Here is a 21519-nt window from a genome sequence, read left to right as displayed (position 1 = left end):
TAAAAATTTTTATTTATTTTAAAATATTTAAATTGTTATTTTATTAATTTATTAAAATATTAATATAAGCTGTGCATGAATTTTAAGCACAGCTTTTTTATTATAAAAAATTTAAATTTTATATTTTAAATAATAAAATTTTTACTTTTTTTACCATAAATATCTTTAACTAATCTAGGAACTAAAAAACCTGATAATGATGATGAAATTTTTTTCATAATTTTTTTAGCTTTATTTTCAGAAACATGAAAATGTTTACTACCCTGTACTTTATCTAAAAGATGTAAATAATAAGGAATTATTCCAATACTAAATAAAGTATTACTTAATTTAATTAAAATTTTATCATGATCATTAATATTTTTTAATAAAACACTTTGATTTAAAATAGTTAAACCTATTTTTCTTAATAAAGAAATTTTATTAAATAATTCTTCACTAATTTCATTATAATGATTAATATGTGTAACTATTACAATATGAAAATTACATTTACTAAATATTTTTAATAAATTTATTGTAATCCTTTCAGGAAGGATAGATACTATCCTAGTATGAATTCTTAATACTTTAAGATGAGATATAGTTTTTATATCATTAATAAAAAAATCAATTTTTTTATCATTCAAAATTAATGGATCTCCTCCAGAAAAAATAATTTCATTAATTTCTGAATTTTTTTTAATATAATTAATTATTTGATTCCAATGACACATTTTAATGGAATTAATTTGTTTTGTATTTTTACGAAAACAATATCTGCAATGTACCGCACAAATACCTGTTATTAATATTAATATTCTATTTTTATATTTATGTATCATACCTGGAATAATAAATTTTTCATTTAATGGATTATTATTATATTTTTTATGTATAATTAACTCTTTTTTATTAAAAATAAATTGTAATAAAATTGGATCTTTATAATTTGTTTTTTCTATTTTTTTTGTAAAAATTATAGGTATTTTGACATTAAAAAATATATTTTTTTGTCTATATAAAAATTGTTTACTATTTTTTTTATTTATTTTTAATATTTTGATAAAATCAATATTATTATTAATAATATTAGTTAATTGTTGTAACCATAGTTCTTTCATAAAATTATTTAATTTTTATAAATATATATTATTATAAAATAATATTTTTTGAAATAGAGAAAATAAATGGTTAATTATTATAGTAATAATTTTAAAATTGGGATGAAATTTATATTTTCTAATCAACCTTATATTATAGAAGATAATGAATTTGTAAAACCTGGTAAAGGACAATCATTTGTTAGAATTAAAATGCGTAATTTAATTACAGAAAAATTAATTGATAAAACATTTAGATCTACTGATCATTTAGATACTGCAGATATTTTTGAAAAAAAATTAAAATATTTATATAATGAAAAAAAAATTTTTTACTATTTTATGTATAAAAATAATTTTGAACAAATTATGATTTATCATAAAATTATTAAAAATAAAAAAAAATGGTTAATATCCCAATATGATTATATCATAACATTTTGGAATAAAATTCCTATATTTTTAACATTACCTAATTTTATAAAATTAAAAGTAATAAATACAAGTTTTGTTTTAAAAGGAGATACAATAAATAATAATAAACAAGCTACCATTAGTAATGGCGAAATAATAAAAGTTCCATCTTTTATTAAGATTGGAGATATAATTAAAATTGATACAAGAAAAAAAAAATATATTTCTCGTGATAAATAATAAAAATAAATAATTTTAAAAATCATTATATGAAAAATTTTAATTACTTAACTAGTGCAAAAATAAATGATTTAATTAAACGTTCTATCATAATAAAAAAAATAAGAAATTTTTTTGATAAAAAAAATTTTATTGAAGTAGAAACACCTATATTAACTCAGTTTGAAAATACAAATATTCATTTACAACAATTCAATACAAATTTTGTTAATTATGAAAATAAAAAAAAATTATTTTTAATCACTAGTCCTGAATATCATATGAAAAGAATACTTGCATCTAAAATAAATAAATCAATTTATCAAATATGTCATAGTTTTCGTAATGGAGAATTAAGTAAATATCATAATCCAGAATTTACTATATTAGAATGGTATCATTATAAATATAATTTAAAACAATTAATATTAGAAGTAGATAATTTTTTTATAGAATTTGGATTTAATAAACTTAAAAAATATTCATATAAAAAAATTTTTTTAAAATATTTAAATATTAATCCTTTTCAGGTAAGTAAGAAAAAATTATTATTTTTAATAAAAAATATAGGTTTTATAAATAATAAAAATAATAATAATACTACTAATATAGTAGATGATTATTTACAAATAATATTTGATTTATATATTGTTCCTAAATTAGGATTTACATCTCCTATATTAATATATAATTTTCCAGCATCACAAAAAACAACTGAAACTATAAATAAAAATAAGAAATACATAGCAAATAGATTTGAAGTATTTTTTAAAGGAGTTGAATTAGGTAATGGATTTCAAGAATTAACTGATAGTTTAGAACAAAAAAAAAGATTTAATCAAGATAATAATAAACGAAAATTAATGGGGTTACCATATAAAAAAATGGATATTTATTTATTAAAAGCAATGAAATATAGTGGTATTCCTCACTGTTCAGGTATGGCTATAGGTTTAGATAGATTCATTATGTTTTTATTAAAAAAAAAATCTATTCATAAATCTATTAGTTTTTCTATAAAAAAATCTTAATTTTAAAAAATTATTAATTAATTAAATAATAGAAGCTAATAATTCTCCAATTTTAATTTTTAATCCTTTTTTTAAAATAGGATTAAATTTAATTGTTTTAGGGGGAAATAAAGTAATTACAGTTGATCCTATATTAAAATAACCCATTTCTTCTCCTTTTTTTAAAAAAATAAAATCTTTTTTATTAAAATTATCTATATAAGGCCAATTCCAAATTTTAATTTTATTTTTTCTAGGAGGTATTATTCTTCCATACCAAGAAGTATAAATACTACCTACTATTTGTGCTCCAATTAAAATTTTTATCATAAAACCAAATGATGTTTTAAATACAAAAATAACTCTTTCATTTAAAATAAATAAATTACATAAATTTTCAGAAACTATATTATTTACAGGAAATAATTTTCCAGGAATATATATCATTTTGAATAAAATTCCACTACAAGACATATGTACTCTATGATAATCTTGAGGTGATAAATATACATTTATAAAATATCCATTAGTAAAAATTTTATTTATATTATTATCTTGACCTATGAGGTTATAAAGTGAATATTGACAACCTTTAAATTGAAAAAGTTTATTTTTTTTAATAACACCTAATTCATTAATTACACCGTCTGTGTTTTGAATAATGTGATTTTTATTATTATCAATTGGTCTATTATTCATATTTAATTTTCTTATAAAAAATTTATTAAAAGTTTTATAATAAAAAATATTAGGATTTTGTGTTTCTTTCATATTTATTTTATAAATTTTAATATATAAAAATATTAAAGAAGTAGTTATAATATTAAGTTTTTTTTTTGAAATATAACCAAAAAAATTTGTAATTAATAGTTTTGGTAATAAATATTGTATATATAAATATATTTTTTTTTTCATTTTATTAATAAGAATTTTATAAAATATTTTAATGTGATATATAAATTTAATATTATTAAATATTTATATTTTTTATTAAAATTTAATATAAGGATATTATTTATGCAAGAAAATAATAATTTAATATGGTTAGATTTAGAAATGACAGGTCTTAATCCTAATAAAGATCATATAATTGAAATTGCTATTCTTATCACTAATTCTAATTTAGAAATTATAAATAAAGGATTAAATATACCAATATATCAATCAAATCAAATTTTAAATTTGATGGATTCATGGAATAAAAATATACATAAAAAAAATGGATTAATTAAAAAAATTAAAAATAGTAAATTTAATGAAAAAAAAGCAGAAATATATATTTTAAATTTTTTAAAATTATGGATTAAACCTAAAAGCACACCTTTGTGTGGTAATAGTATTTATAAAGATCGAATATTTTTAGCTAATTATATGCCAAAATTAGAAAAATATTTTCATTATCGTAACATTGATATTAGTTCAATAAAAGAACTTGTAAAAATATGGAATCCAAAAATTTATTCTAGGTTAAAAAAAAAAAATAATAAACATAGTGCTTTTCATGATATATATGAATCTATTAATGAATTAAAATTTTATAAAAATTATATTTTTTTAAAAAAAAATTAAAATAGATTGACAAATAAAACATATATTTAATATTATTAAATAAATTATTTTATAAATATAAAATTTATTTATAAATATATTTAGCGGGAATAGCTCAGTATGGTAGAGTACAACCTTGCCATGGTTGGGGTCGCGAGTTCGAGTCTCGTTTCCCGCTCCATTTTATATAAAAATTTTATATCATAATATTATTTCTTAAAAATCTTATTATTAAATATGTACATAAATGTCTATTAAAATTCTACCAAAAAATGTTATAAAAAGGATAGCTTCTGGAGAAGTTATCGATAGACCTGCAACTGTAATTAAAGAATTAATTGAAAATAGTATTGATGCAAAAGCATCACAAATAAATTTATGTATAGAAAAAGGAGGAATAAAATATATTTATATAAATGATAACGGAATAGGAATGAATAAAAAAAACTTAGTTTTATGTATAAAAAAATATGCTACAAGCAAAATAAAAAATTTAAATGATTTAGATTCTTTTAAAAGTTTTGGTTTTAGAGGAGAAGCTTTAACAAGTATAAAATCTATATCTAGAATGACTATTACATCAAAAACATTAAAACAACAAATTGCTTGGCAGTTATATACAGAAGGATTTAATGAAGAAATAATTTACTTAAAACCGATTTCTCATCCTATAGGTACTACCATAATTTTATCTGATCTTTTTTATAATTTTCCTGCTAGGAGAATATTTCTTTCTAATGAAAGTATTGAGTTTATTTATATTAAAAATATTATTAAAAAAATTATTTTAATGAAATTTGGTATAGGAATTAAATTTAAATATAATAATAAAATTGTTTATAATTTTAAAAAAGTAACAGATAATGTTTCTTATTTAAATAGAATAAAAATTATTTATGGTAGTAATTTTTTAAAAAATGCATTAGAAATTAATTCAACTTATAAAAATTTAAAATTACATGGATGGATTATCTTTTTTAATCAAAAAAAATTAATAAATCATTTATTTAGATATTTTTATGTTAACAATCGTATTATACATACTAATTTTATTTATCGTATTATTAAAGAAATATTATATACTCAACTTAATATTGATTATAAATATTCTTTTTTATTTTACTTAGAAATAGAACCTAATCAAATTGATATAAATATACATCCTCAAAAAACAGATATATGTTTTTATAACATAAAATTAATATATAATTTTATATATGAAAATATTACAACATTACTATCTAATTCTATAAAAAAAATTAATAATAATATAAAACCTATTTTAATAGAAAGTAATAAAAATTATCAATTAAATTTAAAAAATTTAGAAACTTTTTTTATTAAAAAAAAACTTTCAACTAAGAATAAATTATTATTCAATAATATTGAAAAAAAAAAATTAGTATTTCTAGATAATTATCCAATATTTAATTTTAAAAATTTTGGTAAATATTTAACCATTATTAAAAATACTTATATTATTATAGAAAAAAAAAAACTTTTATATTCTATTTTAATAAAAAAAATAATTTCTCTTTTATTAAAAATAAAATTTAAATTACACTTACAAAATAAAAATATTTTAAATAATATAACAATTAATTTTACAATTAAAATTAAAAAAGAAGAATATTTTATATTATTTAATATTGAAAAAAAATTAATGAAATTAGGTTTTAAATTAAAATTTGATACTAATAATACAGTATATATAATATATGTACCTATATTTTTATCATATTATAATATAGAAGAATTTTTTCTTAATTTATTAAAATATTTTTTAAACATAAAAAAAATATCTTTAAATCAAATTAAAAAATGGATAATTAAGTATATAATTAATGTCCATATAATATGGAATTTTTCTAAAATTATAGATTTATTAATGGAATTAGAATTATTAAAATTAGAATATAATAGTTTTTCAATAAAAAAATTATTTTGTTTGATTAATTTATAATTTAAAAAATGAATAAAAAAATAAAAAAATTACCAATAGCCATTTTTTTAATGGGTACAACAGCATCTAAAAAAACTTATTTAGCTACTCGTTTAGCTAAAATTTTACCTGTTGAGTTAATTAGCGTAGATTCTTCTTTAATTTATAAAAAATTAAATATAGGAACAGATAAACCTAAAAAAACTGATATTTTTTATGAAAAACATTGGTTAATTAATATTAAAGAACCTTATGAATCTTATTCTGTTATGGAATTTTATAATGATGCATTAAAAATTATGAATAATATTAGTAAAAAAGGGAAAATACCATTATTAGTTGGAGGAAGTATGTTTTACTATAATAAATTAATAAATACTATGTCTCCCTTATTACCTAAAGCTAATTTTAAAATACGTAATATGATTAAGAAAAAAATAGATAATCAATTATATAAATCATATCATGATATGTTAAAAACAATAGATATTTTTTCTGCAAATAAAATTCATTGTAATGATATACAAAGAAATTTAAGAGCTTTAGAAATATTTTTTTTAACAGGAAAAACTTTAAATGAAATTAAAAAAATTCCAGGAAATAAAATTCCCTATAGAATATATCAATTTGGTTTAACTTATTATGATCGTCAAATTCTATATAAAAATATAGAAAATAGAATTTTTAAAATGTTAGAATTAGGATTTGAAGAAGAAGTAAAAAATCTAATCAAAAATAAATATTTAAAAATTAATTTTCCAGCAATTAGATGTATTGGGTATAAACAAATGTTTCTATATATTTTAAATCAAATAAATTATAAAGAAATGATAAAAAATACTACTATTGCGACACGTCATTTAGCAAAAAAACAATTAACTTGGTTACGTTATTGGAAAAACATATATTGGTTTGATAGTAATCATATTAATAAAGCTTATAATGATATTATAAAATTTATTACAAAAAAAATAAATTAATTAAGTAAAATTTTTATTTAAACTATAAATTTTATAAGAAATTTTTATATTCTATGATATATTTATTTATTATAAATTATTCATTAAAATAATATGAAAGATATTATTTTTGGTATGCATTCTATTATTAATACTTTGAAAAAAAAACCAATTTCTTTAAAAGAAATCTTTATATTAAATAGTAAAAAAAAATCTAATAAGATAAAAGAATTATTTTATTATGTAAAAAAATATAATATTAATATACATAAAGTAAATAAAAAATGGTTAGATAAAAAAACTAATAATAGTATACATCAAGGAATTATGGGTATAATAAATATATCTAAATCTTTAAATGAAGAAGATATAATAAAAATTATAAATATATCAAAAAATATATTAATTCTTATTTTAGATCGTATTACAGACCCTCATAATTTAGGTGCATGTATAAGAAATGCTGTTGCATTTAATGTTAATATGATTATATTACCAAAAAATCATTCTGTTAAAATAAACGCTACAGTAAAAAAAATATCTTGTGGAACAGCAGAAGATATACCTATAATTTTTGTAAAAAGTTTAATAAATATTATTAATATTTTAAAATCTTATAATATATATATAGCTGGTACAGATAGTAATAAAAAAAATAATATTATTTATAGTAAAAAACTAAAATATCCAATATGTTTAATTATTGGGTCTGAAAATAAAGGAATAAGACCTATTATTAAAAAAAAATGTGATTTATTATTTTCTATACCTATGTTTAATAATTTAAATTCTTTAAATGTTTCTGTAGCTACAGGAATTTGTTTATTCGAAATAACTAGACAAAATTATTTTTTATAATTAAAAACTAATCTTACTATAATTTAATATAAAATATAATTTTTTTTTAAAAAAATATATTATATATTTAATAAATATTTTTTAAATATTTTAATTATATATTTCTTAATAAAAATTGGAAATTTACTATGAATAATCCTTTATTACTTGATTTCCTATTACCTCCTTTTGATAAAATAACAAATGATTGTATGGTTTCTGCAATAGAAATTACAATTAATCAGACTAAAAAAAAGATTGATCAAATTTTAAATAAAAATAAAAATAATTATAATTGGAAAAATTTTTGTCAAAAAATATTAGAATTAGATGAAAAATTATATCGTATTTTTTCACCTATAAATCATTTAAATTATGTATGTAATAATAATGAAATAAGGAAAAATTATGAAATTATTATTCAAATAATAACTAATTATAATATATGGTTTAAACAAAATAAATATTTATATAATGCTTATATAAAAGTAAAAAATAATAAAAATATTTTAAATTTAAATAAATTGCAAATAAAATCTATTAAAGATATAATACGTGATTTTGAATTATCAGGAATTTTATTATCTAAAGAAAAAAAGAATATATATTTAAAAATAATTACTAATTTATTAAAATTACAAAATAATTTTAATAATAATGTTTTTGACAGTACTCAACAATTAGAAAAAAATATTTTAGATAAAAAAAAATTAGATGGTATTCCAAATCATATAATAAATATTATGAAAAAAAATGCTATTTTAAAAAAAAAAAAAGGATATCTAATTACTTTAGATAATCCTATTTATTTAGCAATAATTACATTCTGTAAAAATAAAGATTTAAGACAAAAAATATATTATATGTATAATACAAGAGCTTCTTCTATAGAAACTAATTCATCTAAATTAAATAATGAACCAATTATAATAAAAGAATTATCTTTACGTTTTAAATTATCTAATTTATTAGGATATAATTCTTATTCTGAACAATCTTTAATAAATAAATCTGCAAAAAAAATCGATAAAGTTTTATCTTTTTTATATAAATTAATAAAATTATCTAAAAAACAAGCTCAAAAAGAAGTTTTAAATTTAAAAAGATTTATTAAAAAAAAATATAATATTATTAATATTAAACCATGGGATGTAGCGTTTTTTTCAGAAAAATATAAATTTTATTTATATGGTATAAATGATAATATTATTCGTGATTATTTTCCAATTAATATTGTAATGAAAGGTATGTTTAACATTACTAATAAAATCTATGGTTTAGTTTTTAAGCAAAAAAAAGTATCAGTTTGGAATAAAAATGTTACTTTTTTTAATGTTTTCGATTCTCATAATAAATTATATGGAAGTATTTATTTTGATTTATATATTCGTTCCGAAAAGCGAAGTGGTGCCTGGATGGATATATGTCAATCTAGAATATTAAAAAATAATGGAATATTACAACATCCTGTAGCTTATGTTAATTGTAACTTTACTCCTTCTATAAATAATATTTTTTTACTTAATCACAACGAAGTTTTAACTTTATTTCATGAATTTGGACATGCTTTACATCATATTACTTCAAAAATAGATATACCAAATATATCAGGTATTAATGGTATACTCTTAGATATTGTTGAATTTCCTAGTCAATTTATGGAATATTGGTGTTGGGAAAATAAATCTTTAAATTTAATATCTGAACATTATGAAAAAAAAAATAATATTCCAATAAATATAATTAATAAATTAATTAAATCTAAAAAATATAATGCTGCTTTATCTCTTATGCGTCAAATAGAATTAAGTTTATTTGATATAAGAATTCATAATGAATTTAATATAAAAAAAAATAATCAAATATCTAATTTAATAGAAGAAATAAGAAAAAATTTAGTAACAATATCTCCACTCCCTATTTGGAATAAATATACTAATGTATTTAATCATATATTTGGAGGAGAATATGCAGCAGGATATTATAGTTATTTATGGGCAGAACAATTAGCTGCTGATTCTTTTTTTTATTTTAAAGAAAATGGGTTATTTAATCCAATTATTGGAAAAAAATTTTTAGAAAATTTTTTATCTTTAGGTAGTTCTGAAGAACCTACTATTTTATTCAAAAAATTTAGAGGTAGAGAATTAGATAGTAATGCTTTACTTATACAAAGAGGAATTAAAATATAATTATGTATATTTTAAAATTTATTTTTATATAAATAGGATTTTAAAAATATTATTTTATGAAAAATATAAGAAATTTTTCAATTATTGCTCATATTGATCATGGTAAATCAACATTTGCAGATAGATTAATAGAAATTTGCGGTGGATTATCTAAAAGAGAAATGACATCACAAGTATTAGATAGTATGATTTTAGAAAAAGAAAGAGGTATTACAATAAAAGCACAAAGTGTTTCTTTAAATTATAAATCATATGATAATAATTTTTATAAATTAAATTTTATTGATACTCCAGGACATGTAGATTTTTCTTATGAAGTTTCTAGATCTTTAGCAGCATGCGAAGGAGCTTTATTATTAATAGATGCTTCACAAGGAATAGAAGCACAAACTTTATCTAATTGTAATACTGCTATTGAAATGGGATTAAAAGTATTACCAGTTATTAATAAAATTGATTTATTAACTGTAAATATTAAAAAAATAAAAAAAGATATACAAGAAATTATAGGTATTAAATCTAAAGAATATCTTAAATGTTCAGCTAAAACTGGTTTAGGAGTTAGAGAAGTAATAGAAAATTTAATTAAAAATATTCCTCCTCCTAAAGGAAGTATTCATGAATTATTACAAGCTCTTATTATAGATTCATGGTTTGATAATTATTTAGGAGTAGTTGCATTAGTTTGTATTAAAAATGGTCAAATTCATAAAGGTATGAAAATAACTATTTTAAATACGAAAAAAAAATATTTTGTAGAAAAAATAGGTATTTTTACACCTAAAAAAATTAATTTAAATTTATTAAATAGTGGTGAAGTAGGTTGGATAGTTTTAGGTATAAAAAATATAAATGAAATTCCCATAGGAGCAACAATAACATCATCTTTAAAACCATCTAATATAATATTACCTGGATTTAAAAAAAGTATTCCTAAAGTATTTGCTGGTTTATTTCCAGTTATATCAAATGAATATAAAAATTTTAGTAATGCATTAAAAAAATTAAGTTTAAATGATTCAGCTTTATTTTTTGAACCAGAAAATTCTGATGTATTAGGTTATGGATATAGATGTGGTTTTTTAGGTTTATTACATATGGAAATTATACAACAACGTTTATTTAATGAATATAATATAAATATTATTACAACAATGCCTACTGTAAAATATCAAATAGAAAAAATTAATAAAGATATTTTATACATAGATAATCCATCAAAATTTCCAGCATCTTATTTAATAAAAGAAATAAGAGAACCTATTTTAAAATGTAAAATTCTTTCTCCTATTAAATACATAGGTAAAATTATTAAATTATGTATTACTAAACATGGTATACAAAGAAATATAATTTATCATAATAATCAAGTAATTTTAATTTATGAAATACCTATGGTTGAAGTAATTATAAATTTTTTTGATAAACTAAAATCTATTACTAAAGGATATGGATCTTTAGATTATAGTTTTTTAAAATTTAAAAAATCTGATTTAATGTGTATAAATATTTTAATTAATAAAAAATGTGTTGATGCTTTAACAACAATTACTTATAAAAGTAAAATTTATGCTTATAGTCGTCTATTAGTAAATAAAATTAAAACATTAATTCCTAGACAACAATTTGATATTGTGATTCAAGCAGCAATTGGGAAAAAAATTATTTCTAGTGTAAATATTAAACAATTACGTAAAAATGTAATTGCTAAATGTTATGGAGGAGATGTTAGTCGAAAAAAAAAATTAATTCAAAAACAAAAAGAAGGGAAAAAAAGGATGAAAAATATTGGTAATATTAAATTACCATCTTCAGTTTTTTTAGCTTTGTTAAAAATAAATAAATAATTGGTTTAGAATATATCATATGAATAATATATATACAAAAATATTTCTTTTTAGTTTTTTAATAATTAGTTGTATATGGATTTATTATAAAATAATCACTTTAAATTATTTTTACTCAAATAAAAATTTTAACATATATAATTACATAATATGTATGTTAAACAAAAAATATTTGATAAAACAAATAGTTTCTTTATTTCCTATAATATTATTAATTTTTATTATCCGTTTATTTATATATGAACCTTTTTATATACCTTCAGGATCTATGATTCCTTCTTTAGTAGAAGGTGATTTTATTTTAGTTAATAAATTTATTTATGGGATTAAAAATCCTTTAAATAATAAAATTATTGTTAATAATAAATTTCCTCAAAGAGGAGATGTAATTGTTTTTAAATACCCTAAAAATGTTAAAATAAATTATATTAAAAGAATTATTGGATTACCAGGAGATATAATTTTTTATAATTATAAAAATAAACAAATTACATTATATAATAAAAAATATATAAAAACATATATTATAAAATATAAACATCTTGAAAAAAGTAATTTAATTAATTTTTATGAAAATCCTACAAAATATATTTTGTTAAAAAAATTAAGATTTTTACAATATACAGAACATATAAATAGATTATCACATAAAATTTTATTTATACCAGAAATAAAAGATGAAACATTAAAAATATATAAACAAAAAAACATGCCATTATATACTTGGAAAGTTCCTAATAAATGTTATTTTGTTATGGGTGATAATCGTGATGATAGTTTTGACAGTAGATATTGGGGATTTGTTCATGAAAAATTTTTATTAGGAAAAGCTGTATTCATTTGGTTAAGTATTCAAAAAAAAACAAATTCATGGTTTTTTAAAATTAGATTTAATAGAATACATAAAATTAATTAATTTATTTAAAATATTACTTATTTATATAAAATATTATATATTAAAAATACAATTATATGAATTTTATTATGATTAGTCAATTACAAGAAAAATTAGGTTATATTTTTAATCATCAAAATTTATTATATCAAGCTTTAACACATAGAAGTGCAAGTAGTAAACATAATGAAAGATTAGAATTTTTAGGAGATTCTATCTTAAGTTATATAATAGCTAAAGCATTATATAATAAATTTCCTGATGTTAATGAAGGTAATATGAGTCGTATGCGTGCTACTCTAGTTAGAGGAAATACACTAGCAAGTATCGCAAGAGAATTTAGATTAGGTGAATATTTATTTTTAGGTCCTGGAGAATTTAAAAATGGAGGATATAATAGAGAATCTATTTTAGCTGATACAATGGAAGCTTTAATAGGAAGTATTTGTTTAGATAGTAATATTAAAGTAGTAGAAAAAATTATTTTACTTTGGTATCAATTTAGATTAAAAAGAATATTACCTGGAAATAATCAAAAAGATCCTAAAACAAGATTACAAGAATATTTACAAAGATCACATCTTCCCTTGCCTTATTACTTTATAATACAAATAAATGGAGAAGTACATAATCAAAAATTTACAATACAATGTAAAATTAGTGGGGTATCTGCAATGATTACAGGAATAGGTTCAAGCCGTCGTAAAGCAGAACAATCTGCTGCTGAAAAAGCTTTAAAAAAGCTTGGGCTTGAATAATTTATTTATTTATAATAAAAGGTAATTTATGTGAAAATAATATCTCAATATTACGGAAGTATTTTAATTTTAGGTAGATCTAATGCCGGAAAATCTACCTTATTAAATACATTAATAGGTAAAAAAATATCTATTATTTCTCATAAAATTAATACTACTAATTATAGTATTACAGGAATATATAATAAAGGTTCTTATCAAATAAAGTATATTGATACTCCAGGAAATATATTTTATAATAATAATATTATAAATTCATTAAAAAATAATGAATATAATTATATATTATTTATTTTAGATAGAAATAAATGGAATTTTATTGAAAATAAATTTGTAAAAATTTTAAATCAAACAAATATACCAATAATTTTAATTCTTAATAAAATAGATAAAATTAATAATAAAAGTATATTATTACCATATATAAATTTTCTTAAAAATAAAATAAAATTTATTTATTTATTTATGGTTTCAGCTAAATATAAATTATATACTATTGATATTAATAATATAATTTGTAAAAACTTACCTAAAAAAAAACATCAGTACCCTAAAAATTATATTACTAATCAAACAGAAGAAATTATTTTAAAAGAAATTATAAGAGAAAGTATCATTAAATATTTACATAAAGAATTACCCTATTTAATAGATATTAAAGTTTTTTTTTATAAAAAATTTAAAATAATACCAAATAAAATAAAAATTTTTTTATTAATAAAAAATATAAACCAAAAAAAAATAATAATAGGTAAAAATGCTACAACATTAAAATTAATTAAATATAGATCTGAAAAAAGTATAGAAAAATTTTTTAAAAAAAAAATAAATTTAAATATATGGATAAAAATAAAATAATTTATAAAAAATTTATGTAAATTAAAATTATTAATATGAAAATTATTGGTATTGGTATTGATATTATAGAAGTAAGTAGAATAAAAAAAATTATTATGCGTTTTGGTGAACGTTTTGCATATAAAATACTTACTAAGTATGAATTAAATATATATAAAAAAAATAATAATAAAGCTAAAATTTTAGCAAAATATTTTACAGTAAAAGAAGCAGCTTCAAAAGCTTTGGGTACTGGTTTTACTAATGGTATATTTTTTAATCAAATAGAATTATCTCATTATGTAACAGGTCAACCAAAAATAAAATTTTATAAAAAAACTTTAAATTTTTTAAAAAATATAGTTTTCAAATATAAAGTTCATGTTTCATTATCAGATGAAAAAAAATATACTTGTGCAATAGTTATAATTGAAACATATAAAATTTAATATTATGTAATATGTTTTTTAATTATACTATATGCTTTATGTATATTTTGTGTTTTAATTTTTGCTATTTCTAATTTTTTTAATGAATAACCTTTTGAAATTAATTTATCTGGATGATATTTACTAATTAATTTATGATATGCTCTTTTTATGGTTAAAAGATTGTCATTATATTTAATACCTAATAATTCATATGCTTTCTCTAAATCTGTTTTATGATTATTTATATTTTGAAACTTATTATCATTATTACTATGATGATAGTTATTATTTTTTTCTTTATTAAAATTATAATTAAAAAATAAATCTTCTTCATTAATATGGTTATTATTATATTTTAATTTATTTATTATGGATAAAAGTTCATAAGATGATATATTAAATTCTTCAAAAATAATATTTAATATTTTTCTAGTTTTAGAATGTAAATATCTATTTATAAAAGATAGTTCAATTTGTATTTCTATAAATTTATTTATTAAATTTATATTTTTATAAATTAAATAATTTAAATTATTTAATTTAAAAATTAAAGGATAATTTTTTTTCTTACCATTTTTAAATGCTTTTTTAGCAAAATTTATTTCTTTATTATTTAAATTTATTTTTTTCATTAATATAATTGTAAAATTTATATCATTTTTACTTATAAAACCTTTAGATTTACTTATATATCCCATAACTTCAAAATTAGTTTGAAGAAATATTTTTCTTATACTATTTATATAGTTAACATAACGTTTTTTATTATAAAATTTAGTTATTTTATTAATAAAATAACTAATTAATATAAATATTATTATATTTAATAAATTATAACTTATATTATAATTAATTATAAATTTTATTAAAAATAATAATAATGTTAAAAAAGAAAACATATTTTCCTCAATAAATATATTTAAATTATAATTCATATTATCTATTATAATAGATAATTAATATATAAAATTATTATAATTAAATATTATTTTTAATAATAGAAATTTAATAAATTAAAATTTTTTATTATATATTAATAATATATATTTATACTTATCTATCTACCTAATAGGATTAAAAATGATAATTCGAAAAATAATTTATATTATAGTATTATTTTGCTGTATATTCAATATTTCTAAATGTATGTCTATGCAAAATATTAATAGTATTAAAATAATTATAAATGAAGATATTTTTTTAAAACAAGATATAGATAATATTTTATCTTTTACAAAAAAAATTAATAATAGTATATATCCACAATTATATTCTATTTTAAATATTAAAAATACTAAAGATATAATAAAACATTATATTTTTTTACAAATAATGAAAAGTTCTGATTTTTCTTTTTCAGAAGAAAATGTAGATAATATTATATTTAAAATATATAAACTTAATAATATTAATGAAAATATATTAAAAAAAAATTTTTTAATTAAAAATATTAATTATCAAAGATATTTTAATATTTTAAAAGAAATTATTTTAATAAATATATTGAAAATTAAATTAGTACAAAAAGATATTAATATTTATGATGAAGAAATTAATTCATTAACTAATCAATTATATCAAAAATCAAAAAACCGTAAAATATATAATATTACTATTTTTTATTTTTTAATTAATAAAAAATCTTTAAAAAATAATTTTCATAATAAAATTATATTATTAAATCAATTAGTAAATATTTTAAAAAATAAAAAATTAAATAATAATACAAAAAAATATAATATAAAAATATTTATTTCTCATTTTAATATAAAAAAAATAATTTTAAAAAATATAGAAAATAAATTATCAAAAAATATTATTAATTATTTAGATAATTCTAAAAAAAAAGATGTAATAGGACCAATATATTTAAATTCAAAATTACTAATTTTACAAATAAATAATATTAAATTAATAGATAATTTAGATAATGAAAAAGTTTTATTAAGATTTATATTTATTAAAAAAAAAAATTTAAGTAATAAAGATTTTTATAAAAAAATTAATAATATATATTTTAATATTTTAAAAAAAAAAATTACCTTTAAAAAAGCAGCTCAATTATTTTCTGATGATATAATAACTATTAAATATGGAGATAATAAAAATTGGATATTATTAAATAATTTTTCTCCAAAATTTAAAAAAATTATAAAAAAATTAAAAATAAATGAATTTAGTTTACCTATTAAAGAATCTGATAGTTTTTTTATAATACAATTATTAGATAAAAAAAATATTTTAAATAATAAATTATTTTTTAAAAAAAAAGCATATCAAATTATTTTAACAGAAAGTATAGAAAAAGAAGCTGATTTATTGATTTATGAAAAATCCCAAAATATGTATATAAAAAATATAATTTAATTATAAAAATATTATTGTATTAATATCTAATATTAGATATATATAAATAATAAATTTTTGATAAAATAAAAATATTATATATTAATAATATGAAAATTTTTTTTAAAAAAAAATATGGTCAACATATTTTAGTTAACAGAAAAATTATAAAACAAATTATATCTTTTATAAATCCTAAATATTACCATATTATGGTAGAAATAGGGCCAGGTTTAGGAGCATTAACTATTCCAATTATTAATTATAATAAAAATATTTCAATAATTGAAATTGATCAAAATTTTGTTAATCTTTTAAAAAAAAATAAGATTTTAATGGATTCAAATGTAAATATTATTTTAAATAATGTATTAAATTTTGATTTTTTAATTTTAATAAAAAAATATAAAAAAAGAATACGTATATTTGGTAGTTTACCGTATAATATTTCTATTACAATAATATTTTATTTATTTAAATACTTATATAATATTAAAGATATGAATTTTATAATGCAAAAAGAAGTAGTAAATTGTTTAACTGCTCATCCTGGAGAAAAAAATTATGGTTGTTTAAGTATAATGACGCAATTATTTTGTAAAATAAAATCTTTAATAGAAATTAAACCAAATTCTTTTTTCCCTAAACCTAAAATATTTTCTACTATGGTGTATATGAGACCTTATATTAATAATCCTTATAATTTTAAAAATATTTTTTTTTTAACAAAAATTATAAAACAAGCTTTTAGCATGAGAAGAAAAATTTTACGAAATAGTTTAAGAAATTTATTTTCCATAGAAGAATTAAATTATTTAGGTATTGATCATAAAATTCGTGCTGAAAATGTTTCAATATCAGAATATTGTCAATTAGCTCATTGGTTAGAATTAAATAATAAAAGGTTATAAACTTATGAAATCATTATTATCTCAAGTTTATATAAAAGTACATAGTATTTATATAGAATCACAATCAATACCTGCTGTTAATCGTTATGTTTTCGCTTATACAATTACTATACATAATTTAGGAAAAAAAATTTTACAATTAATTAGTCGTTATTGGACCATTACTAATGGTAATGGTGAAAAAACTCAAATATACGGTGAAGGAATAATAGGTCATAAACCATATATTAAACCAGGAAATGATTTTCACTATACTAGTGGTACAATTTTAAAAACTCCGATTGGAATTATGCAAGGACATTATATAATGATAGATGAAAATAATCATGTCTATCATATAGATATTCCTATATTCCGTTTAGCAATTAAAACTTATATTCATTAATACAATTATTATATAAAAAAATATGACTACTTATTTTATTGGAGATATTCATGGTCACTATAATGAATTTATTTCCTTATTAAAAAAAATTAATTTTAATTATAAAAAAGATCAATTGTGGATCACAGGTGATCTTATATCTAGAGGACCAGATTCTATAAAAGTTTTATATTTTTTATATTCTATTAAAAAATCTATAAAATTAGTTTTAGGAAATCATGATTTATATTTAATATCCCTAATTTTAGGGACTAATATTAATTATATAAATGATCAAGAAATTTTAAATTTATTAAAAGATAATAAAATAAGATTTATTATTAATTCTTGGTTAAAATATCAACCCTTAGTTCAATATGATGAAAATAAAAAAATTTTAATGTCACATGCAGGTATTACCCCCCAATGGGATAATATTAATATTATATTATCCGCTTCTAATGAAGCGCAAAATATAATATCTGGGAAAAATAATAAAATATTTTTAGATTATATGAATAATGAAAAATATCAAATAAATGACTGGAAAAAAAATACATTAATAGGATTTCAACGTTTTAATTTTATTATTAATGCATTAACAAAAATGAGATATTGTTATCCAGATGGTAAGTTAGAAATGTTAACTAAAAAAGCTCCTAATGATATTACTTCTAAAATATTAAAACCATGGTTTTGGATTCCTAATAACTTATATAATAAATATACAATATTTTTTGGTCATTGGTCTGATTTACAAGGTGGACAATATACTCCTAAAAATATTATAGGATTAGATACTGGATGTTGTTGGGGAAAAAATTTAACAATTTTTTCATGGGAAAAAAAAAAATTTTATAATATAAATTGTATAATTTAAAATGTATGTATTATCACCAATAAATAAGTATTTTATAAATTTGTTTAAAGATAAATTTTTAAATAAAAAAATTATTTTTGCAGGGAATATTAAAGATAAAATACCTATATATTTAAATACTTTATTTAGTTTTATTAATACTTATAATTATAACTATTATACATGGTTAAAAAAAAATTTTTGTAAAAAAAATTTATGTTATGGAATTATGAAAAATAAATATAAAAAATATAATTTTAATGTTCTTATATTTTTTTGGTTAAAAAATAAACAAGAATCTATATTTATTTTAAATAATATTTTATCATTTTTATCTTTAAAAACTAAAATATTTATTTTAGGTGCTAATAATAGTGGAGTTAGAAGCCTTCATAATCTAGAAAAATTTAAAATAATTAATTTTAAAAATACTATTAATGCAAGGAAACATATTATTTTTTATGGAATTTTAACTAAACATATTTCTTTTAATATAAATAATTATTGGAATTATTATAATTATAATAATTATAAAATATATAATTTACCTGGAGTATTTGGAGGTAATAAGATTGATAATGGTAGTGAATTACTAATTTCTACTATTAATAATTATTCTTTAATAAAAGGTAAGATATTAGATTTAGGTTGTGGTTCTGGAATTATTTCTATAATTATAAATAATAATATGAGAAAATATAAAAAAAAATATTCAATATATTCGGTAGATATAGATGCTAAAGCAGTTTATTCAACTAAAAAAACATTAAAAGAAAATTTAATAAAAAATATTCATGTATTTCCTAGTAATATTTATTCTAATATTAAAGACAAATTTGATTTCATCATATCTAATCCCCCTTTTCATGATGATTTAAAATATTCCTTAACATTTATTTATCAAATGATAGATGAATTTAAAAAAAATATAAAATATAAAGGAGAATTATTATTTGTAGCTAATAATTTTATACCATATAAAAAAATTTTTAATAATTTTACATATAAATTTTTTATTTTATCTAAAAATAAAAAATTTTCTGTATATAAAATAAAAAATATATAAATTTTAAAGTAATTTTTTTGTAAAAAAAAATAAATATTAATTAATTATTAATTATTAATATGATCTATATCAATCCCTATTTTTGATGCTATTGCAGATACAATATATATTGAAGATAAAGTTCCTATTATTATACCTATAATCATAATAAATGCAAAATTTTTTAATAAAATTCCTCCAAAAAAATATAAATTTAATAACATTATTAATAATATATTTGAAGTAATAATACTTCTTTTAATAGTTTGATTTATAGATAAATTAATAATATTTATAATATTTTTATTTTTAATAAAAAAACAATTTTCTCTTATTCTATCTAAAATTATGATACTATCATTTAAAGAATAACTAATTATTGATATAAAAGATGTAATTATAGTTAAATCTATTTCAATATGTAATAAAGAAATTAATCCCATAGTAATAATTAAATCATGTAATAAAGATAAAATTATACTAAATGATAAATTCCATTCAAATCTAAATCCAATATATAAACTTATACTTAAAAATACTGCTAAAACAGCTGCAAATCCAGAAAAAATAAAGTTTTTATCTATATTAGGACCTAAAAATTCTATTTTTTTAATTTTATATTGATATTTTAAAAAATTATTAAATATGATTAATAATTTTTTTTTTATAAATCTATTATTTATAAATTTTTTTGATAATTTAATTAAAATAATATTTTTTTTTTTAAAAAAAATAATATTAATTTTTGATATAAATATTTTTTGTAATAAAAACTTTATTTTTTTAACATTTTTTATTGGTTTATTAAAACTTAATTCAACTATAGTTCCTCCTGTAAAATCTAATCCCCAATTAAAATGATTAAAATAAATAATTATAAGAGAAAATATAATCCATATACTAGAAATAGTAAAAGCATATTTATTCCATTTCATAAAATTATAATATTTTAATTTTTTATTTTTTATAAATTTAGTAATTTTATTATTTAAAAGATACATATAATTTAATTTTATTTTATTT

At 16.6% G+C, this 21519-nt stretch carries 21 protein-coding genes and 1 tRNA gene; 18 read left to right on the top strand and 4 right to left on the bottom strand.

Translation table 11 applies throughout. From position 1 onward, the window contains the following. Positions 1–125 precede the first annotated feature (125 nt). Positions 126–1103, bottom strand: coding sequence for a KamA family radical SAM protein (locus GJT98_RS00890; protein WP_168820955.1), 978 nt, complete (start codon positions 1101–1103; stop codon positions 126–128). A 66-nt stretch (positions 1104–1169) separates the two neighbouring features. Between GJT98_RS00890 and efp the strand changes: the two genes are divergently transcribed. Beyond that, the gene (gene efp, locus GJT98_RS00885) at positions 1170–1736 is read left to right on the top strand and encodes an elongation factor P (RefSeq protein WP_168820953.1); all 567 of its coding nucleotides are present in this window, start codon (positions 1170–1172) and stop codon (positions 1734–1736) included. A gap of 29 nt (positions 1737–1765) precedes the next feature. Beyond that, entirely contained in the window at positions 1766–2746 is a 981-nt protein-coding gene (gene epmA, locus GJT98_RS00880) for an elongation factor P--(R)-beta-lysine ligase (RefSeq protein ID WP_168820951.1), read from the top strand. Positions 2747–2767: 21 nt separating this feature from the next. Here epmA and asd read toward each other — a convergent pair whose 3' ends face one another. Then, a complete protein-coding gene (gene asd / locus GJT98_RS00875; RefSeq protein ID WP_168820949.1) occupies positions 2768–3640 on the bottom strand; it encodes an archaetidylserine decarboxylase in 873 nt (290 codons plus the stop codon). A 102-nt stretch (positions 3641–3742) separates the two neighbouring features. On the opposite strand from asd, the gene orn reads away from it, so the two are divergent. The 11 genes from orn to acpS all read left to right on the top strand — a co-directional run bounded on the left by orn (position 3743) and on the right by acpS (position 14989). Then, entirely contained in the window at positions 3743–4294 is a 552-nt protein-coding gene (gene orn / locus GJT98_RS00870; RefSeq protein WP_168820947.1) for an oligoribonuclease, read from the top strand. 83 nt (positions 4295–4377) lie between these two features. Further along, a tRNA-Gly gene (locus GJT98_RS00865) sits at positions 4378–4454 on the top strand. A 66-nt stretch (positions 4455–4520) separates the two neighbouring features. Then, the gene (gene mutL, locus GJT98_RS00860; protein WP_168820945.1) at positions 4521–6236 is read left to right on the top strand and encodes a DNA mismatch repair endonuclease MutL; all 1716 of its coding nucleotides are present in this window, start codon (positions 4521–4523) and stop codon (positions 6234–6236) included. An 8-nt stretch (positions 6237–6244) separates the two neighbouring features. Next, positions 6245–7195 carry a tRNA (adenosine(37)-N6)-dimethylallyltransferase MiaA gene (gene miaA / locus GJT98_RS00855; RefSeq protein WP_168820943.1) on the top strand — a complete coding sequence of 317 codons (951 nt, stop codon included), beginning with the start codon at positions 6245–6247 and terminating at the stop codon, positions 7193–7195. Positions 7196–7288: 93 nt separating this feature from the next. Next, positions 7289–8032, top strand: a complete 744-nt coding sequence (rlmB, locus tag GJT98_RS00850) for a 23S rRNA (guanosine(2251)-2'-O)-methyltransferase RlmB (RefSeq protein WP_168820941.1) — start codon at positions 7289–7291, stop codon at positions 8030–8032. Positions 8033–8160: 128 nt separating this feature from the next. Further along, positions 8161–10203: a M3 family metallopeptidase gene (locus GJT98_RS00845; protein WP_168820939.1), complete on the top strand. Its 2043-nt coding sequence runs from the start codon at positions 8161–8163 to the stop codon at positions 10201–10203. Between the two features lie 56 nt (positions 10204–10259). After that, a complete protein-coding gene (gene lepA, locus GJT98_RS00840) occupies positions 10260–12050 on the top strand; it encodes a translation elongation factor 4 (RefSeq protein ID WP_168820937.1) in 1791 nt (596 codons plus the stop codon). Positions 12051–12204: 154 nt separating this feature from the next. Then, positions 12205–12966 carry a signal peptidase I gene (lepB, locus tag GJT98_RS00835; protein ID WP_246208946.1) on the top strand — a complete coding sequence of 254 codons (762 nt, stop codon included), beginning with the start codon at positions 12205–12207 and terminating at the stop codon, positions 12964–12966. 56 nt (positions 12967–13022) lie between these two features. After that, positions 13023–13703, top strand: a complete 681-nt coding sequence (gene rnc / locus GJT98_RS00830; RefSeq protein WP_168820933.1) for a ribonuclease III — start codon at positions 13023–13025, stop codon at positions 13701–13703. A 30-nt stretch (positions 13704–13733) separates the two neighbouring features. Next, positions 13734–14561 (top strand): GTPase Era, encoded by an 828-nt coding sequence (era, locus tag GJT98_RS00825; RefSeq protein ID WP_168820931.1) that lies wholly within the window; start codon positions 13734–13736, stop codon positions 14559–14561. A gap of 35 nt (positions 14562–14596) precedes the next feature. Beyond that, positions 14597–14989, top strand: coding sequence for a holo-ACP synthase (gene acpS / locus GJT98_RS00820; protein WP_168820929.1), 393 nt, complete (start codon positions 14597–14599; stop codon positions 14987–14989). 2 nt (positions 14990–14991) lie between these two features. On the opposite strand, the gene djlA is transcribed toward acpS, so the two are convergent. After that, positions 14992–15870 (bottom strand): co-chaperone DjlA, encoded by an 879-nt coding sequence (gene djlA, locus GJT98_RS00815; RefSeq protein ID WP_168820927.1) that lies wholly within the window; start codon positions 15868–15870, stop codon positions 14992–14994. 247 nt (positions 15871–16117) lie between these two features. Between djlA and GJT98_RS00810 the strand changes: the two genes are divergently transcribed. The 5 genes from GJT98_RS00810 (at position 16118) to GJT98_RS00790 (ending at position 20517) form a co-directional block, all read left to right on the top strand. After that, positions 16118–17338 (top strand): peptidylprolyl isomerase, encoded by a 1221-nt coding sequence (locus GJT98_RS00810; RefSeq protein ID WP_168820925.1) that lies wholly within the window; start codon positions 16118–16120, stop codon positions 17336–17338. Between the two features lie 89 nt (positions 17339–17427). Next, positions 17428–18228 (top strand): 16S rRNA (adenine(1518)-N(6)/adenine(1519)-N(6))-dimethyltransferase RsmA, encoded by an 801-nt coding sequence (gene rsmA / locus GJT98_RS00805; protein ID WP_168820923.1) that lies wholly within the window; start codon positions 17428–17430, stop codon positions 18226–18228. Between the two features lie 4 nt (positions 18229–18232). Beyond that, positions 18233–18613, top strand: coding sequence for a Co2+/Mg2+ efflux protein ApaG (gene apaG / locus GJT98_RS00800; RefSeq protein WP_168820921.1), 381 nt, complete (start codon positions 18233–18235; stop codon positions 18611–18613). A 22-nt stretch (positions 18614–18635) separates the two neighbouring features. Beyond that, positions 18636–19472 carry a symmetrical bis(5'-nucleosyl)-tetraphosphatase gene (locus GJT98_RS00795; protein WP_168820919.1) on the top strand — a complete coding sequence of 279 codons (837 nt, stop codon included), beginning with the start codon at positions 18636–18638 and terminating at the stop codon, positions 19470–19472. Position 19473: 1 nt separating this feature from the next. Further along, positions 19474–20517 carry a methyltransferase gene (locus tag GJT98_RS00790; RefSeq protein WP_168820917.1) on the top strand — a complete coding sequence of 348 codons (1044 nt, stop codon included), beginning with the start codon at positions 19474–19476 and terminating at the stop codon, positions 20515–20517. A 47-nt stretch (positions 20518–20564) separates the two neighbouring features. On the opposite strand, the gene secF is transcribed toward GJT98_RS00790, so the two are convergent. Further along, positions 20565–21497 carry a protein translocase subunit SecF gene (secF, locus tag GJT98_RS00785; protein WP_168820915.1) on the bottom strand — a complete coding sequence of 311 codons (933 nt, stop codon included), beginning with the start codon at positions 21495–21497 and terminating at the stop codon, positions 20565–20567. Between the last annotated feature and the right edge of the window lie 22 nt (positions 21498–21519).

Source organism: Enterobacteriaceae endosymbiont of Donacia sparganii (genome assembly GCF_012569045.1).
Taxonomy (GTDB): domain Bacteria; phylum Pseudomonadota; class Gammaproteobacteria; order Enterobacterales; family Enterobacteriaceae.
Note: the sequence above shows the minus strand (reverse complement) of the source record. Positions and strands in the feature narration are given on the sequence as shown.

Bases quoted from the DNA above. Each gene is read 5' to 3' on its own strand.
- GJT98_RS00890 (WP_168820955.1), bottom strand. From the start codon at position 1,103: ATGAAAGAACTATGGTTACAACAATTAACTAATATTATTAATAATAAT.
- efp (WP_168820953.1), top strand. From the start codon at position 1,170: ATGGTTAATTATTATAGTAATAATTTTAAAATTGGGATGAAATTTATA.
- epmA (WP_168820951.1), top strand. From the start codon at position 1,766: ATGAAAAATTTTAATTACTTAACTAGTGCAAAAATAAATGATTTAATT.
- asd (WP_168820949.1), bottom strand. From the start codon at position 3,640: ATGAAAAAAAAAATATATTTATATATACAATATTTATTACCAAAACTA.
- orn (WP_168820947.1), top strand. From the start codon at position 3,743: ATGCAAGAAAATAATAATTTAATATGGTTAGATTTAGAAATGACAGGT.
- mutL (WP_168820945.1), top strand. From the start codon at position 4,521: ATGTCTATTAAAATTCTACCAAAAAATGTTATAAAAAGGATAGCTTCT.
- miaA (WP_168820943.1), top strand. From the start codon at position 6,245: ATGAATAAAAAAATAAAAAAATTACCAATAGCCATTTTTTTAATGGGT.
- rlmB (WP_168820941.1), top strand. From the start codon at position 7,289: ATGAAAGATATTATTTTTGGTATGCATTCTATTATTAATACTTTGAAA.
- GJT98_RS00845 (WP_168820939.1), top strand. From the start codon at position 8,161: ATGAATAATCCTTTATTACTTGATTTCCTATTACCTCCTTTTGATAAA.
- lepA (WP_168820937.1), top strand. From the start codon at position 10,260: ATGAAAAATATAAGAAATTTTTCAATTATTGCTCATATTGATCATGGT.
- lepB (WP_246208946.1), top strand. From the start codon at position 12,205: ATGTTAAACAAAAAATATTTGATAAAACAAATAGTTTCTTTATTTCCT.
- rnc (WP_168820933.1), top strand. From the start codon at position 13,023: ATGAATTTTATTATGATTAGTCAATTACAAGAAAAATTAGGTTATATT.
- acpS (WP_168820929.1), top strand. From the start codon at position 14,597: ATGAAAATTATTGGTATTGGTATTGATATTATAGAAGTAAGTAGAATA.
- djlA (WP_168820927.1), bottom strand. From the start codon at position 15,870: ATGTTTTCTTTTTTAACATTATTATTATTTTTAATAAAATTTATAATT.
- GJT98_RS00810 (WP_168820925.1), top strand. From the start codon at position 16,118: ATGTCTATGCAAAATATTAATAGTATTAAAATAATTATAAATGAAGAT.
- rsmA (WP_168820923.1), top strand. From the start codon at position 17,428: ATGAAAATTTTTTTTAAAAAAAAATATGGTCAACATATTTTAGTTAAC.
- apaG (WP_168820921.1), top strand. From the start codon at position 18,233: ATGAAATCATTATTATCTCAAGTTTATATAAAAGTACATAGTATTTAT.
- GJT98_RS00795 (WP_168820919.1), top strand. From the start codon at position 18,636: ATGACTACTTATTTTATTGGAGATATTCATGGTCACTATAATGAATTT.
- GJT98_RS00790 (WP_168820917.1), top strand. From the start codon at position 19,474: ATGTATGTATTATCACCAATAAATAAGTATTTTATAAATTTGTTTAAA.
- secF (WP_168820915.1), bottom strand. From the start codon at position 21,497: ATGTATCTTTTAAATAATAAAATTACTAAATTTATAAAAAATAAAAAA.